The 17,371-nt window shown below is 52.3% G+C and carries 1 protein-coding gene; it reads right to left on the bottom strand.

Features of this window, described 5'->3' with window-relative positions:
- Nucleotides 1-149: 149 nt before the first annotated feature.
- Entirely contained in the window at nucleotides 150-17,150 is a 17,001-nt protein-coding gene (locus SH302x_RS04245; protein ID WP_479367502.1) for a cadherin-like domain-containing protein, read from the bottom strand.
- Nucleotides 17,151-17,371 lie beyond the last annotated feature (221 nt).

Raw genomic sequence — 17,371 nt, 5'->3', positions numbered from 1 at the left:
GCAATTCGGATTGCCAAGAAGTTTTTGCCAATTCGGGCTCTCCGTAAACAGGAAATGCTTTGTTTTCAGGCCTGGTACGAAAAACGGATCCAGGTTTTTGGCCTGAATCCGTCTTTCAAAATCTGACTTTCGTTGTCTAGCGATCGCGATTAACGCGGCTTGCGATTAGAAAGCTCTGCAAAATCGACTAGTGCTGCATCAAAGTCAGACTCACTGACTGACGCAGAACTGAATTCGAAATCCAACTCATCTTCTTCGCCAAAACCAGCCAACGCAGCATCTAGCGTCTGAGTTGGCGTTGCAGCAGAACCAACGCTCGACAAGGTCAACATGCGATTCACCTCTGGTGCAATCAAAGTGTTGACCGTCTCTTCTGCAATGGCACGCGTCAAACTCGCTGTACTTTCGACCATTGGTCCAACCAAGATCGATTGAGAGGCCTGCGAAACTTCCTGGGAAGCTGCGCTGGCAGACGACACCACATTCAGCGTCGTCGTGCTTGCCGACTCGCCCTGTCCTGCGAAAATGCCCAACCGCGACTGCAGATTCAATACTCGAATAACTTCGGCCACATCCAGCGAGCTAATGATGAAGTCATTATTGACGTCGCGGAAAGGAGGTGGTGCATATTCGAGTTCTTCGATAGGCACAAAAGTGCGATTCGGATTGACCGCTCGATTTTGGTTGAGCAGGTTGATGATCGACAGCACGTCAATGGACGAAGTGATGCCTGGTGTTGTTCCCGGGACAACGTCCGTTGGGAACGCTCGATTGTGATGCGGCGAGATCGCCGAAGCAACAAATCGAAGCGTGACCGTAACCGTGTTGGAGACGCCTCCGTTACCATCCAATGCTTGATAAGTAAAGGTATCGGAATCACCGACAACTGCACCGGCAAACGGACGATAAGTGAACGTGCCATTAGCCCGTAGCGTTAACGTACCTTTCGTTGGTGCAGAGACCAGCAGCGCGGTCATCGCGTCTCCGTCGACGTCAATGTCGTTGGCTAGCACGCCGTTGTCATTTAGACCTTCTGTCAATTGCCCCGTGATGTCGGTAGTGACCAAAGAGCGATTTACGGCGACGTCATACACATCCGGGAACGCAACAGGAGCATCATTCACCGGTTGAATATCAACCACAAAAGAATCGCTGACGCTGAAGTCAGTCAAATCGGTGGCGGTTACCGTAATCGTAACCGGTCCGTTTTGATCCTTCAGCAACCGAATCACCAATTCATTGCCTTCAATGCTGACAACCACTTTGCTAGGATCGCTGCTGGTTGCTGTGAAGGTCAACAAGTCGAAACTGTCGGGATCTGCAAAATAGGTGGGCGACAGCGCGATGCGAATCGGATCAGCATCTTCGTCTGGCGCGATATCTGGCAGAGGTGTCACCACAACAGGAGGCCTGCTGTCAGGCAGAATCGTGATGCGATAGTCTTCAACTTCACCGCTAGTGGCGACTCCGATTGGAGTTAATCCACCTTCAGCCGAAGCACGGAAGCGAGCAAAAGCGAATTGAGGATCCGTCGGCGCGACAAAACCTTGAGGCACTGGAATATTGAAGGTTCGAGTTAGGTTGCCCGCAAAGAACTCCTCACTGATCAGGATTTGCTCACCTGGATCATTCCAATCGCCGTCATAGTTGAAGTCGATCCATGCATCAACAAATCCAGGACCGGACAATGTCACTGTCACTGAGTTTTGGAGTTGACCGCTGATGATAGCCGAGCTTTCAAAACCGCTTGGGAACACCACTGCGGAATTGAAGACCACCCCATCATCAAATGTATCTCCCAAACCATCGGCTGACGCATTCGCATCATCTTCGGTCGAAACACCCACTCCCAGTCTGACGCCACCCTCAAAAATCACGTGAGCTGCCCCACCGCTGGCATTCAAGGTTGGGTACTGTCCGGGAACAAGTCTAAATGGATCTGCAGCATCGCCGTAGTCCAGTTCAATTCCCGGCATCAAGATCGTAAAGATCGTTTCACCATTGACGCGATTGGGCCGCAACAAGTTACCCGCCAAATCCCGGATGCCTGGCAAAAATTGCGTTCCAATAACGGAACTGTTTACGCTGGTCGCATTCTCGAAGAGTACCTGATTGCCGCCAACCACGCGAGCGATTAGCGAAGTATCGAATCGATCTGGGTTACCAGGCAAAGTAGCATTGCGTAATGCTCGCACGATCGCCGCGGCCACTTCAGCAGGGTCTACAGAACTGTCGCTCGAAATAAACACAGGTATGACACCACCGGCTATTCCAGAACGAGTCAAAGACGGGGATGTACTGAAGTCGTAGGTTGTTCGTGCGTTGTCGTCGAACACGATGGTGTCACCATCTACCGTACTGTTCAAGGCCAACACCGAAGAACGCAGCGCTGCAGCGATTGCCCCTGCAACATCTGCCGCCGTACTTTGATTGTTGTACAGAATTGGCCTGCGGCTCAAGACACGGCTGTTGTTAACCGTCGTGTTCTCAAATTCGAACGTAACCGATACTCCGTTATGAACAACCGTGAAGAACTCACCATCCACTGGCACAGTGGTAACCTCCAGCGTAGTCTGAGGAGTCACTCCCGGCTCGCCATTGACGTAAATATTGGAGAAGCCTTGGAAGTCAAATGTCAGAGTCCCTGTAGTCGCAAATGACAAGCCACCGTCTCGCAACGCTGTTGCGACCACGCCTAGGTTTGAACCGTTAATCGCTTGAGCGAGGGCCGCAGCAAGCTCGAATGGCGTTTGGCTGGAGCCAATTGGCACTCGCACATTGCCAGCAGTCACGCTGTTGTTGGAATCAAATTCATAGGTAACAGTTTGCAGACCGTTGGTAATGCTTAAGGTTTGCCCATCAACCACATTTTGATTGGTGCCAACCACGGTCATGGTGGTGTTACCCGTGTTTACACGTCCTGCAGTGGGCAAGCCCAATGCGACAAACGTGCCCAAGGCCACTGGATTCACCAGCAACTCCGTCGAATTGATCGCGGCCACGATACGCTCTGCAGCTTCTTGTGTCGTGGTAACGTCGCTCAGATTCACTCGCGTGTTCCCAACCGCAACATTGTTGTTGGTATCAAACTCAAAAGTCACCGTCCGACGGTTGTCGGAGACAGTGAATGTCTGTCCGTCGGCCAAGGTGGCAAAGTCCGGCAGAGACAGCGTCAGCGATTCGGCTGGTTGTGTCAAAGCGCTGTTGGACAAATCAATTTGAATGTCCGCCGCACCATCCAGTGCAATGCTGTTATCGCTCAAGACCACCGGCGTCAGCCCCAACACACTATCGCGTATCGCGTTTACGATCTTCGTCGTGAGTTGAGCTTGCGTGTCGGTAATCAAGTAGGTTATCCCCACATTGCCTGTAACAACAAAGTTATTGCTGTCCAGTTCGAAGGTCACTCGCTGACCGTTGGCAATAATGGTAAAGCGATCTCCGTCTTGGATTCCGCTTTGACGTCCTCCGGTAACAGGCACAAAAAGTCTTGGGCTCGTCGGCAAATACAACTGGTAGCCAGTATCGAACTCAAATACCACTGTACCGCCGAGCGAATCGACGACCGAGAATTGGTCTTCGTCAGCGATTGCCGCGCCAAAGGGAACATTGAACACGAACCGATTGCGATTGTTTAAAAGGATCTCGTAGACATTGCCGTCTCGCCAGAATCCAGATAGCGGCGTGATTCGAATGGTGCGGCTGTTGGCGCTGTAACCAAACTCGTAATCCACCCCCGCTTCCAAAACACGACCATTTTCAGTCACGATCACATTGTCTGAATTGATCGACGCGGGATCAGGCCCTGTTCCAGCTCGTTCATCAACAAGTATTTCGAAATAACTGATTGGATCGGAACCCTCCAACAAACGCACGTACGTTGGACTTGGATCGGCATCCACAAACACCAAATCATTGTCCAGCGGCGTAGTCAAGGTAACGGTTGGTCCGATGAAATCGGAACGATCAACAGCTCCGCGATCGATGAAGACGTTCCCACCCTGTGCAGGTGGCGTATTGACCGACAAATCGTCGACACGTCGCAGTCCACCGACATCAAACTGCGGAGCCAGTATCGGACTGGTTGGCAGTTGTACGCCAGACTTCACCTGTGTCAGGCCAGTTCGCTCTTGGAGCGACGCAGTACTGCTGTCGATTGCTCGTGAGTTGGGCGCTAGGTAGAACCGGTTGTTTGCAGTATTGACAAACAGAGGTTCATTGGCTCCCAAGACAACGTCAAACGTGCCTGCTCCGATACCGTTGCGGTTAGTACTATTGCCTTGGAACAAGTTGGCTCCCGTGACCGCGGTTGCACCGTTGATCACAGAAATACCCGTTGCAAAATTCGCAATGATATTATTCAGCAAGGTAGGACTGGTGGCGCGTTGAACCAAAATGCCCGTTCCAGTAGCACTGTCCCCTCCATACAGCGTGTTATTTAAAACACGAGCGGTTGAGACCGGAGCGATAGATGGCCCTCCACCAAGATCACCCGCGATTTGAATCCCGCCAACGCCACTTCTAGCGACGATGTTATTCATCACCACAGGACCAGGAATCAAGTTTTCGGTATTTAGGGTCACCAAGTTGCGAACGGCACCTGGATATGGGCGTGGTTGCACGTTCGGCCCGAGATCGTTCCTCAACTGCAAGCCAGCAGAGACCAAAATCCCATAGCTGGCGCTATCCAATATCGTATTAGAATCGATGATGATCTGGCCTTGATCGCGGACGATATTGCTATCAGTTACCTCCTGACCAAAGGGGAAGTTCAGAAAATTCAAGAATAGCTGCTGCAATGCGGGGCTATTCGTGAAGGTCGACGATCCATACAGGTCCCCAGCCGCGTTTCCAAACAACTCAACGATGTTGGATGCGTCAGTGTGGATGTCTTGGTTCAGTCCATTCTTGATTTGCCCTCGCAGTGCTGCGGTCACTTTAAGAATGCTTTGAGCAACTGGTCCATTGATCGCATCACGCATCGCAGTTGCAACAATTCCGGCTCGCGCATCCGCACTTAAGGTTGGCAATACCAATGGAACCGCTACAGCCCCGCTACTTACCCCATCCCCATTCAAATCAAACTCAAAAGTCACTGTATTCGCACCATCGCTGATGGTGAATTGCTCACCATCTTGGACATTGATCGTCCGACTTACAGCAATCGACGGTTGCATGGTAATACGATCGTTGGTGTCGACCACACGTCGACTTACTGCGTCAGGAATAATACGTGTTAGATCCTGAATCCCATACTCTAAGGCGACGCGGATTTCGAGCTGATAAGCACCTAGTTCTACCTCTTCGGCGCGAACGCCGCCCGGCCCGCCAAATGCTTCGTAGAACGGATTGGCGACAAAGATTGTTCCACCGGCGGTGACAGGGTTAAAGACCTGCTCTCCACGCTCAGCAAACCCAATGATGATGTCGTCGATATAAACACCCTCAAAACTATTTGCCAGCGCGGCTTGCATGGCGCGATCAAAGTTCTTGGTGGCGATTGGATTTGCACCCACTGGGAACGCAACGCTACCGTATGGTCCGAATATATCTCCCGTTCGATCGAACGCAGTCGTAGCGCGAATAGCTCCTGCATCCAATACAGTTGCTTTGTAAAGCACGACCGTGTTTCCGTAGACCGGATACGGAATCAAATTGCTGTCGCCATTGATTCGCTGCGCCAGAGCTAAGCGAATTGCATCGCGAACCTGTTCTGCTGTCATTGCTGCAGTGACAGGGATTGGAGTCGCACCCGGGAGCAAAGCTTCACTGCCAACCACGAACTGGAACACATCCGGTGTCACCAAGCCGTTTCGCAAAATCGTGAATGTATCGCCAGCTTTGAACTCTCCACCCGTCTTCGCAATCAGCTCTACCCCACCGCGCAACGGATCGCCGGTTCGGAATTCACCGCCCGTGCTAAACTCAAACCGAATCATCGTATCCTTCATGCCTGCCAGGGCAGACAGATTGATACGAGCTTGACGCCAATCACCGGTTTTGCCCGGTTCGTCGAACAGCTCTTGCGTACGACGACTTTGCCCGTATGCATCTTCGTTCTTCGAAATTGGGACATCGAACTCATGCGGATTGACCAAAGTGGCTAGGTTCTGATCCGTGTTTCCAGAAGAGTTGTTCGTGCCAAGCAAGATCCAACCGTTGGGCCCCAAACCGTAAACACGGAATGCGTCTCGCATGACTGCCGTATCAGCGGCATGGCTGTTGGAACCCTCTGTCTCCAGGAAGTAGTTAAAGTACAACATTGGCAGATCGTCAGGAGCATATCCACTCAAGTCGATCGGATTACTTTGCAGCGCCCCGCGTGCTCCACCGGGAACGTTGTAGTTACCGTTGCCTGCATCAGCCCCAATATCGGCGGCAATGTTGTAGATACCACCCCAATCTCCCGCTTGTCGCAATCCGACGTCGTTGGCGCGGAAGCCAAATCGCAAACTCTGCCCACCAGGCGAAGCAGCTCGCGACAGATTAAAGGTTTCTAGTATTCCATGCCCTTCATCATCAGCCCGAGAATTGGTGTTATGCCACAAGTTCACATCGATCGCACTGAAATCGAGACCAGCCACGTCGGTTCCACCAGCTCCTGCATTGCTCAAACCGTTCGTTGCGTCGGCAGTCAAGCTAGAAGAAAGTCCGCCTGGGAATATAAACTGAGGCAAGCCGTTTGTATCAAAGGCATGCAACGTTCCGTTAGGGGTTATCCCAAACAGAATGTCGTTATAGTTGACTACTGTTTGTCCGTTAGTGACCGTCCCGTCAACTTGCACGCCCAAGACCGAAGAGCTTGCAAGGGACAATGGACCAACCAATTCAGCTAATGGTCCAGCAAACACAATATCGATTCGCTGCGATGCCCCGCCAAGTAGCGTTGCTGGTGTAACCAGCAGAGTGATGTTTTCACTAGCGATCCCCGCGAACGTCGGCAATGCAGCTATGGCATTGCGGATATTCGTCGCTGTCGCAGGACCGTTCACTACGCCGAACGGTGCCACCACCGTAATCGGATTGGTCACTTCTGTTCCCAAACGCAATTGGAATGTGCCACCCGACACCGAAGGATGGAAGGAGATTCGGTAGCCTTCTGAATCCTGACCGTCCACTTGGCTAACGGTCGCTCCACCAGTCCCAATCACACGCAAATTGCGGTTGATATTCGCTGGGTTTGAAGTCTCGGTAAACGCAATTCGAAATCTGCCGTCCGCTAACAACGTTACCGATGGCGTCGCGTTCTGCGCTGCTGGGAGCGCCGCTGCGATCGCCGCGCGAATTGCGATCGGACTCGGATTTGCTGGCAAGTTTACGAGCAAGTCAATGGTGTTATTAACATCCCGAATTCTGACTTGCGACGTTTGCGTCGTGTCTGCAATCAACAAATCGTAAGCATCTACAGTTGTCGAGGTGACGGCTGTCGAAGCAACGAAGGATAATTGCGGTGCAAACGCTCCTGCGAGACTAATAGTAAAGATCCCCGGCGTGAGAATCGGGTCAAAATCGGTAACTGTGGCTACCGTTCCAGGAAATGCATTGTTCAACACTGTAGTGATCGCAGTTTGAATCTGTGCCGCCGTTGCATTCGCGGGAATTGGTACCGCAATATCGATGAGCGGATTGGAAACATCACGCAACCGAATCTCAGTGGTCAGTGTCTCACTGCCGACCACGGAAAACGTAAACGACTGAGGACCAGAGCCAAAAATCAAACTATTGCCAGCCGGAGCATTAGCTCCTTCAAGATTCAAATCGGCCGCTTGGGTACCTGAGAATGTAACTCGGAATTGTCCTGGGACCGTTCCATTAGCTACTGCAACAGTGGCATTGATCGCGCCACCCCTCGCTAAGGCCGCAGCAATCGCATTTTGAATCTGGACGATATCGGCGTTCGCAGGAATGAAAACTTCGCGCGTCGTATTGTTCGCTGTATTGCGAAGAGTCAATCGAGATTGAACGGTGGTGTCTGCAATGGCAAACAATACCGCACTTGACGAAGTGCCCGCCGCTGGAGTGGCTATTTGGATCGCAGGTCCCGTGCCGCCCCCAAAAGAAACACGATACAGCCCACCGCCGATATCAACGACCACCGCATTAGCAGCCACGGCTGGTGCCACTGCCAAGACGTCATTGATCGCGGTCGTCATCATCGCAGCAGTAGCATTTGGCGGAATGGTAACCACACGATTCGTTCCACCGATCAATTGCAGCGGAGTTGGTTGGGACGGATCGCTGATACGCAAATCAAACGCCTGCGTCACGCTGGCAGGACCGGCCACCGTCAAATTCAGTGCCGCCGCATTGGCCCCCACAAAAGTCACTCGGTAGAAGCCGTCTCGCACGACGGTTACTACAGCGCGAGCCGATCCAGTTGTGACAGGTGCTAAACCATTAATCAGGTTTTGCAGTCCTATTGCAGTGGCAAATGCCGCGCCGTTGGCTGGAGCTTGAACTTGAGCGCCATTGACGTTCAAGGTTACGTTGTCACCACTGGCACGATTTACGAACAGATCGATAGTGCCAGTGTTGAGGTCAACCGGCTGAGTAATCACTGGGTCCGGTGCACTTGCAATCAGCGTATCGCTGACAATGGCGATCGGTATCACACCCAGTCCATTCAGGAACTCAATTCGAATCGGGCCAGTCGACAATGGTCCGCCGGTCACGCTGACGTTGCCCACACCGATGCCGGGCACGGTTTCCAGTGCAGTTCGGATCTGTGCGGCTGTGGCGTTGTACGCAATCGTTCTGGTTGAGCCCAAGATGCTTAGAGTAAGCTGACCTGAGACCGTGTTGGTTGGAACGGTCAGAACGGTTTGAGCACTTCCTCCCAGCACTGGCAAATTGCGAGGACCGTGGGTCAAGCCTGTCAAGCCGTTAGGAAGTCCAGTCGCAATTCGAACTGCCCCCTGGAAACCCGATTGCCAGTTAGTCGCCTGCATTCGCCAAAGTTCACCGGACGCGGTTACGCCATAGATAAACGTACCGATTTGGGTAATCCCAATAATCGGGCCGTCTGCCTCACGAGTAACGACAATTCTGTCACCAAGAATATTGTCACGAGTGTAAGTGGAAACTTCCGCGAAAATGCCGTATTCACGGATTTGAGTCCCGGTACCTGTTGCAGTTACCAGCCCGTTTCGATTCCCTGGCTGTGGCGGGGAAATACCAGCCTGGGTGTTCGGATCCAAGCGGTACAAGATGTTCCGGAAACCACCAATATAGTCTGTATTGGTCGGATCATTCTGTGCTGGAATGATGTAAGCCAGATCGGGCAAACGTGGATCGACCGGTTGGAAAGCAGGAGCATTGTTAACGTTAATCAGGACTGCGCGATCGAAGTCCGAGTTGTTAGCGCGGTGAGCCACGCCAAACATGGCCAATGAATTGGTATCCGACGCAGCGAATGTGAGCGCCGTGAAATCCAATCCCACACCGTTTAGCAAACCATTAGAAGAAACCGACTGGATGACTTCCGGATTTCCGTTATTGAAACGGGCATTGAAGGTCTGAATTCCTGCATTGGTCGTAGTTGCAGCGCCGCCACTGACTTGCACACTTGTAAAGTTATTGGTGGTCGCGTCATTGATGATGCCAGTCGGCAGCACGTTTGCACCAACGATCAAGCCCAGTGGGCTAGCGGCAATATCCTGGACCCGGCCGGCTGTGAACATACCGCCAAAACCACCGCTGCCTTGAGCTTCTTTGGCCGCGGTCATACCGTTGCCGATCAGCAGTTGAGACTGATTTCCATTGTTAGGATTCGTTCTCGCAACATATAGATTCACATCTGCCAACGTATACGGCACAGCATTGGTCGCCGCGTCTTGGAAAGCAACTTGATATGCAGGTCCTGGGTTAGTTACCACAGTCCCACCAAATCGATCTTCCGAAATTCGAAGTATCGAATCGATTGGCTCAATTCGAGTCAATGCACTTGCTGTCCCATCCAAGGTGTTCTGCTCGTAAATCTGCAGCACGGTACTGGTCAACGAGTTATTCGTCACCGCGACCATATACTCGCCTGGCGGCAACTCAACCATCCCGATGAACGGATCTCCCGAACCGAACGAACCGCGCGATAGATCCCCCGCAGCAGAACCTTGACCAATTACGCCGCGATCATCGGTAATATTCGAATCGCGACCATACATAACTAGATTAGTCGGAACGCCGTTGTTGCTTTCAAATAGCCACAAGTTTGTATTTGGCCGACCTAGACCATCCGCGTAATCGATGTCGAACACTACCGAAGTGTGATATTGCGACTGGAAGTTCGAGGCTAGCTGTCGCTGAACGGTGAAACGGAACCAATCGACGTCCCCTGCAGACGCAATATTTCCAGCAATAGAGGTCGCACCTCGATCTTGCGAAAGGATGTTGCCGATATTAATCGCCGACGAAGGATCAGCATTTGTTTCCGTCGGGTCAGTCTCAGAGAATTCACCAATCAAAGGCGAATGCATAGGTCCACCTAAAACTTCGATACCGGTGGTCGCGTAGCGTACGGTGGCGTACCGAACGGTAGAACCTGGCACTTCGTCCGTTTGACGCAAACGAATCTGCATCCGGTAGGAACCGGTCGTCAATCCCTGATTGACGGCTGTCGGGTCTTGAAGCTTGCTGGTTGGGTCGCCGGGCAATAGATTGCTACTACGCACGCGGACATAATAATCGTTGGTCGTTCCAGGCGCTCCGGGTAATACCATGCGGAAACCTGCGTCCAACGGATTCACCGTAAAATTATCGACGGCTGCTGCCGCATTCGCGTTGCGCGGGGCGTAGGCGGACTGATCTAACGGGAATACTTGCCCATTGTCGACTAGTTCTGGATCGAACCAAACATTTCGCGACAAAGACTCTGCCATCGAATTACTGCTTTGGGCAATGATGCGGCCCTGGGCATCGATCAATTCAATCACCGAATCAAGTGTCGATGACGTCTGGTCTAAGTCTAGCCAAACCATCGTTCCCGCCACGGCCGAGAACTTGTATACATCACGATCATTTCGTGCTGCGATTGTACCCGTGACGGTCAAACCTAACCTTAAGTTCTCGTCACCTGCATTTAATGCGGGGGCCAAGCTACCGATTTCCTGAGCGCCTCCGACTACCCCATTCACGCCGATCGCGTTGGGATTTCGCGATTCGTACTCGTAAGAGGCAGAGACATTGCGATCATTCGAAAAGGCATCGATTCGAATGCTACGCCAGTCACCTGCAGCAGGTGCTGTAGCACTGCCATCGTTGTTGGTGTCCGACATAGACCGCCCAGCAAAATCAAAGCCAGCACCAATCGAATCATCTCGGAGACTGGTCAACATCACAGGGAAGCCCGGTGAACCTACGACATACAGACTACCGCCGATGCGATCGGTGATATCCAACGGACGTCCGTTGGCCGTAAAGCCCGCGTTGGTCCCCTGCAGTTTAACGACCAAACTCTCACCCACGGAGCTTTGCAGCCTCAATCCGCCATACGTATGGAAGTCAGGAACAATGATCTCTTTCTGAACGACATGGACGATATCCGTGTCATCCCATACGCCTTCGGTCGTCATCGTGCCACCGCGAACACGCATCCCGTTGATAGCATTTCCACCTAGCAAGTTGCCTTTGACGAGCGGACCTTGGTTACCCGCATCATTGTCAGTTGCCAAAGCGAGCCCGATGCTGCGACCGTAATCTGTCTTAGGAACGAACTTCATCGAATTCGGATCGATACTGATCGCTGCGGTCTCGCCATTCTGCTGGAACTGAGTCAAATGGTTCGGCGAAACGCCAGCGTTATTGCGAATAATGTTGTCGACAATGATGGGCTGACTACCCATGACGAAAATCGCCGCCGCATCATTGATTCCACGAGCCGCGCGACGATTCGAACTTGCATCGTCGACACCCGATGCGTTATTCTCGATCAATGAATTTGCAATGCGTGCTTCCGCTTGGTGGATTTCAATCGCATTGAACGATGCGAAATCCCCAGGAACACGCGAGCTACCACCGCCAAAAGTAATGACTGCCGAGTCGATGCTCAGCTTGGACAAATGTCGTGCCAAAATACCCGACCAATCGCCAGGTGCAGCAACCGTCACATTAATGCCGTCCCCGTTGGTGTCGAAGGTTGAGCCCTTGCCGTATCGGTCATCGCGTGTTGACGTAAAGACAATCGGCTTGGCATCCGTACCTTCAGCGATCATCGTAGCGCCAATGCCAACTTCGATGCGAGAACCTTGTGATTTGACAACCACGCCCGGATCGATCACGAGTGTCGCATCGCGACGAGCGCGTTGAATGAACGACAAGCCCATAGTCGTCGGCGATATGTTTTGCGTCACACCTTGATCAATAAAGGTCCCCTGCTGGCGATTTAATTCAGCGACCAAGTTGTAAGTCACTCCACCATCGGACGTCCGATATAGTCGACGTCCAACATAATCACCACTAGCCGCCGGAAGATTGCTCAAGCGAATCGAGCGAGTCGTCGCAAGTGTCGTCGTTCCAAAGACCGCGCTGGTCATGCTTTCGCTGCCGAAAATGTCGACGAAAGTCATAACGTAGCTATGGGTGCCTGCCGGCAAACCTGTGCTTCCAACTGCAGGAGCTACTGGTGTTGGCACAACCAACGAAACGCCGTTAGGACCTGTTCGCTCTGCGATTGCCCCCCCCGGATTTCCGCGAATGAACAGATTTTCTCCAAGAACAATTGTGATATCAGTTTCGTCAATTCGGCCCGTCACCGTCAATTCTTTAGGATCTTGACCGGCCAGCGTATCGACACGCACAAATAAGCCATTAATCGAGTTCTGCGATATTTCGTTGCCTCGAATCACTGGCCCAACCCGCACATAATCTGGCGTGAACGGAGCATTGCCTTGGTATCGAGGTTCCGTGAATAACGTTTCCTCAAACGTATTGGGGTCAGCCGAAATTGCGGCAGCCGCAGAGTTTGTAATACGGTTATTGATAATGGTCGCGCGGGCTTCCGATAGGTCAATTGGATTGACAGACCTTTGTGAACCACCCACAGACACGATGCCACCACCGTAACGGAAATCGGCATTCGAGATAAAGTTCATGAACGCGCCTTGGCGTTCACGATTGGTGCGGCCCTGCGAGTTGTCAAAGTCATTTCGAATCTCAATCCCTCCCCAATGCCCCTTGTCAGGCGACGTGGTAAGCGGATTGGTATCAATCCCGACAGACTCATCGGTGTACGAAGTAAAGATTACGCGATGCTGCGGCGTTCCCAGCACTTGAATCGCTGCCCCACTGCGGTCAGTCGTCGTATCATTGCTTCCTACCAAAATTCGGCTGTTACCAAACTTGAAGATCGCGCCACCATCAATCATCAACGTGACACCAGCAGGCACAACCAAATCTGCGCCATCTGACAAAGTGCCAATCACATTGCCGCCGTTTCCGATCTCATAGGCAAAGTTATTCCCAACGGTCGACATGTTGTTGTCCAAACCACCGTTGCCAACAATACGAATGATGTCGCCAGAGCGTGAAGCGCTCAAGGCTGTCGCAATGTTATTAAACGGTTGTGAAAGCGAGCCCGTTTGCGTTAGACCGTTGAATGCCTTGCTCACATACAACGTACGTGGCGCACCTGCTGCCGCCACTCCGGCCGGAGCCGCTGCTCTGAACCAGAAGTCAAATACGCCTCCCGCTAAACCATCACCGTTACCATCGATCGCAGTCCCAGCCACGTCGCGCAGCGAATTTGCTGGCGTTGGAGTTGGCCTAAAGTCCACTCGCAATTCATATCGACCTTGGCTTGTTCCACCAGATCCTGAGCCTGCAACATCTGCATCAAAGTTCTGATTCCCACTAGCGACAACCGCGATGTAGTAAATCCCCTCGCTCAACTCAAGCCGCAACAGCGAATCCCTGCTGAAGTAATCATCGTTAGTCGCGATAACCTGCGTTCGCAATCGGCCAAAACTGTCGGTATATTCACGCAGCAGTGTCAAGTGCGTATCGACATCACTGGAGTTCATCAGCCGTTCAGCAATCGTCTCCGCCGTGAACATGCCAGAAAGACCAGCGGCAACTTCAAAGCGATACAAATCGATATCTCGATTATCTGGCCGATACAAATGGCGTCCATGAACGATATCATGATCCCCTGGGAAAATCTGCTCTACTGGATTTTCCACCCGGCCCAGCAATGGGTCAAATCCTTGGACAGTTCCTGGAGGCAACTCATTAGACTGCCCCAAACCCAGCAATGCTCCGATGGCTCGCATCGCTTCAATAAAGAAGTTGGGACCATTGAGGTCTTGCGGTAAGCTTAACTGCTGTAAGTACAGCGAAGACAACCGCCAATCGGCAATCCAGCCAATACTGGTCCGATCAGGCAACGTACCAAACCCAAAGTCATTATCCCATGACTCCGAGTTGTCTAAAATCGCCAAATTGATCGTAAAATCCAGCGGATTGTCATTAAGCGCCTTGGTAACCGAAGACACAAAATCCCCCGGCCCACTAATGCCCAATACCGGTCCTAGCAGGTCACCCACGACCACTTGCAAAGCGGGCCCTGAACCATCCGGCGAATCAAGCCCTGTGGTCTCTACAAAATCAATTCCAAGATAAGCCGAGTAGAACTCGAACACTTCTCGAATACGTTGCTTCTGAATCTCACTGATCGCAGTCTGCACAGGACGCCCTAATGAGTCGGTCCCGTAAGGTTGATTCTCAACAAACGAGTAGAATCGCTTGGTAATGAAAGGACTGCTATCGGCCTCAGCGCCTCGCCCCAAATGGCCTTCATCCTGTATATCGCGATTTCCGGGTTCAGCACTTGAACCTGGATAGTCGTGCAGCAATTGATCGGCAGGATTAACCGTGCGAACTTCTTGCAAAATGATCGCCGAAAAATTCCCATCGATTACACCAATAGACGTATTGGAATTGGTCCGATCGCCTGCAGGATCGGCCAAGGTCAGATCAATCGTTCGAGGAATACTTGGTGACGCCTGCGATGGCGCAACTTGCTCAACTCCGACCTTCAATCGGAATGTCCCAGCTCCACCCGCATACGATTCGATAGGATTATCAAAAATCAACGACACCAAATTGCTCACTGAATCATAGCGAACTTCGCTAGGAAGTTGAACGACGTCGTCATTAGGCGTCACAGTGTCCTTGGTCCAAATTAACTGGAACAACTGCCGTGTGGCGAGCGATGTACTTACCGCAGGCAAAGCCAACTTGTCATTGTTGCCGTCAAAGTACACATCGATTTGATTTGCAGCGCGAGTCACAACACCGGCGGCATTCGAACTAGTAGGCTGTGGCACCACGGCAACTACTTGCACGCCTAGCTCAACATTAAAGTAATAGGTGTCTCGATCTGTACCACTCACGCGAGGCACTAACGCTTCCCCGTTAATGTTGCGTAGGGCAGGGCGACCATTAACGTCTTCCGCCAAAACTTCTACGCGATAAAGATCATCGGGCAGTGCCGTCGCAAAACGAGCGATCACAATTCGCTCATTCTCCCCAAAGCCCAAAAAGCCAGGGATGATTTCAACATCGCTTGCACCATTGAACGCACCGTCCCCTCCAGCTCGGAAAATTCGAATGCCTGTCAACGTCGCTGGATCCAACTGCTGCGCACCATCAAAACGGAAAACCAATTCCGTGGGCGACTCGTGCTGAACATTCAACGTTGTCAGAACCGTACTTACATTCGGCGTCAACGACAAAATCTCGCCAGAGTTCGGCGCGATGGACAACAAACGCGGTGCACGCGATCGTTCGATTGGATCTACCACCCCCCTCAACTGGAGTCGCAGGTTATACAACTGCGGATTCACACCAACGGCAGAAACCCGAATCGAGTACTCACCACCTGCTGGCAACTGGAACTCTACAATCTCTTCCGCTGCCCCTGCAAGCGTTGCATTCCGCGTCGTCAAAACCGTCCCTGAAGCATCGACAATCTCGACCGCCAAATCACCATAACGCGATGAATCTACGGGAACTGGCGCTGGACCACCGTCATCACCGACCGTGTACTGAAAACCAAGCGGGGAAACGGTCACACTTGCTTTTCCGCCACTAGCAACGCGAAACTTGAACCAATCGCTATCGGTAGCGTTATTGATGGCCATCCCACCTAGATTCAAAACCCCATTGGACAACTCGCCCAGATCGGTAGCCGTCGCTCGCGTATTATTCGACTCTCGAGGATCACCATACAAGGAAATACCACCCAAGAGATCATCATGCTGAACACCAAAGAACGAAGTGTTCACAAAGGGTTCCATCAACTTGGTACCGTTGACCGGCAAGACGTGCCCAAGCCCAATGCCGTGGCCAATTTCATGCGCTAAAATGTTGACCAAGAAACGATTCTCGCCACTGGCGGAGTCCGCATTATTCGCGTAGCTATTGTCCCCAGTATCAATCACCATGTCCCCGTCCGAACCGGTTCGCCCTCCGTTGTTCGGGTAGAAGTTATACGCCAGGATGCCGCTATTCCCGTCGATGTTGTTGCCGCCAATACGCATGTCGCCGCGCACGCCCAAGACACCGCGGTTGCCGTCCCCGCCCGCGTAGGGTGCGCCGTCATCGGCTGGCTCATAGACGAAAGTCAGTCCAGTTTGCTGAGCCCACTGATCGTAAGCCCGTTGAAACAAGTTGAACCAAGGCCGCTGAGAAATAGGCCCGGTGCCGCCGCCGTAAATCCCATCCATAAACGCCACCAAGTTACTTGGCGCGTTATCGTTCTGGTTGATCGTTCCATCAGGAACAATACTCCAGGTAACGACCGCTGGCTGACCAACGTTAGGCGAAGCCCCACCAGTGGGCTCTGTCCAACGGGGCCCCAAATTGAACGCGCTGCTACCAGCCGGCGCCCCCAAGGACGTCCCCAGCGTCGCGGCCGCTTGCTGATTCAAATGCTGCGTCATGTGAGCACGATAGGCCTCTGTCGTACCCTGAGCGAAGATGCCACGCAAGAAGTCGTTGGCCATCAAATCTCGTCGTTCTAATTGCTCGACCAACAAGCCTCGCAACTCATGGCGGCGAGAAATCGAAGAACTTCTTCTTTTTTCACCGAAATTTACTGCCGAAAGCGGAGAGGAATTGGATGCATTGGACGAGTTGCGCGACTTGCGGTTGGTCATTACCGTTTCTCTACTACCACAAAAAGGGTGTTTGCTGCCGAGCTTGCGGAAGAACTAACCGCACCGGAAACCGCCTTACTTGCTTTCGCAAAGCCTTGCAGCATGATGAGTTAGATCTTCTCTCGCAAACCCCAGCGGGGATTATGCGGACGTTTGCCTAACGGCGACGTAAAATCCCTTCCCCTCAGGCAAGGTCTAATAAATCGCAGTTGGGTTCGAGT

It is taken from the genome of Njordella calcicola (genome assembly GCF_056494125.1).
This window is presented reverse-complemented; position numbering and strand designations above follow the sequence as displayed.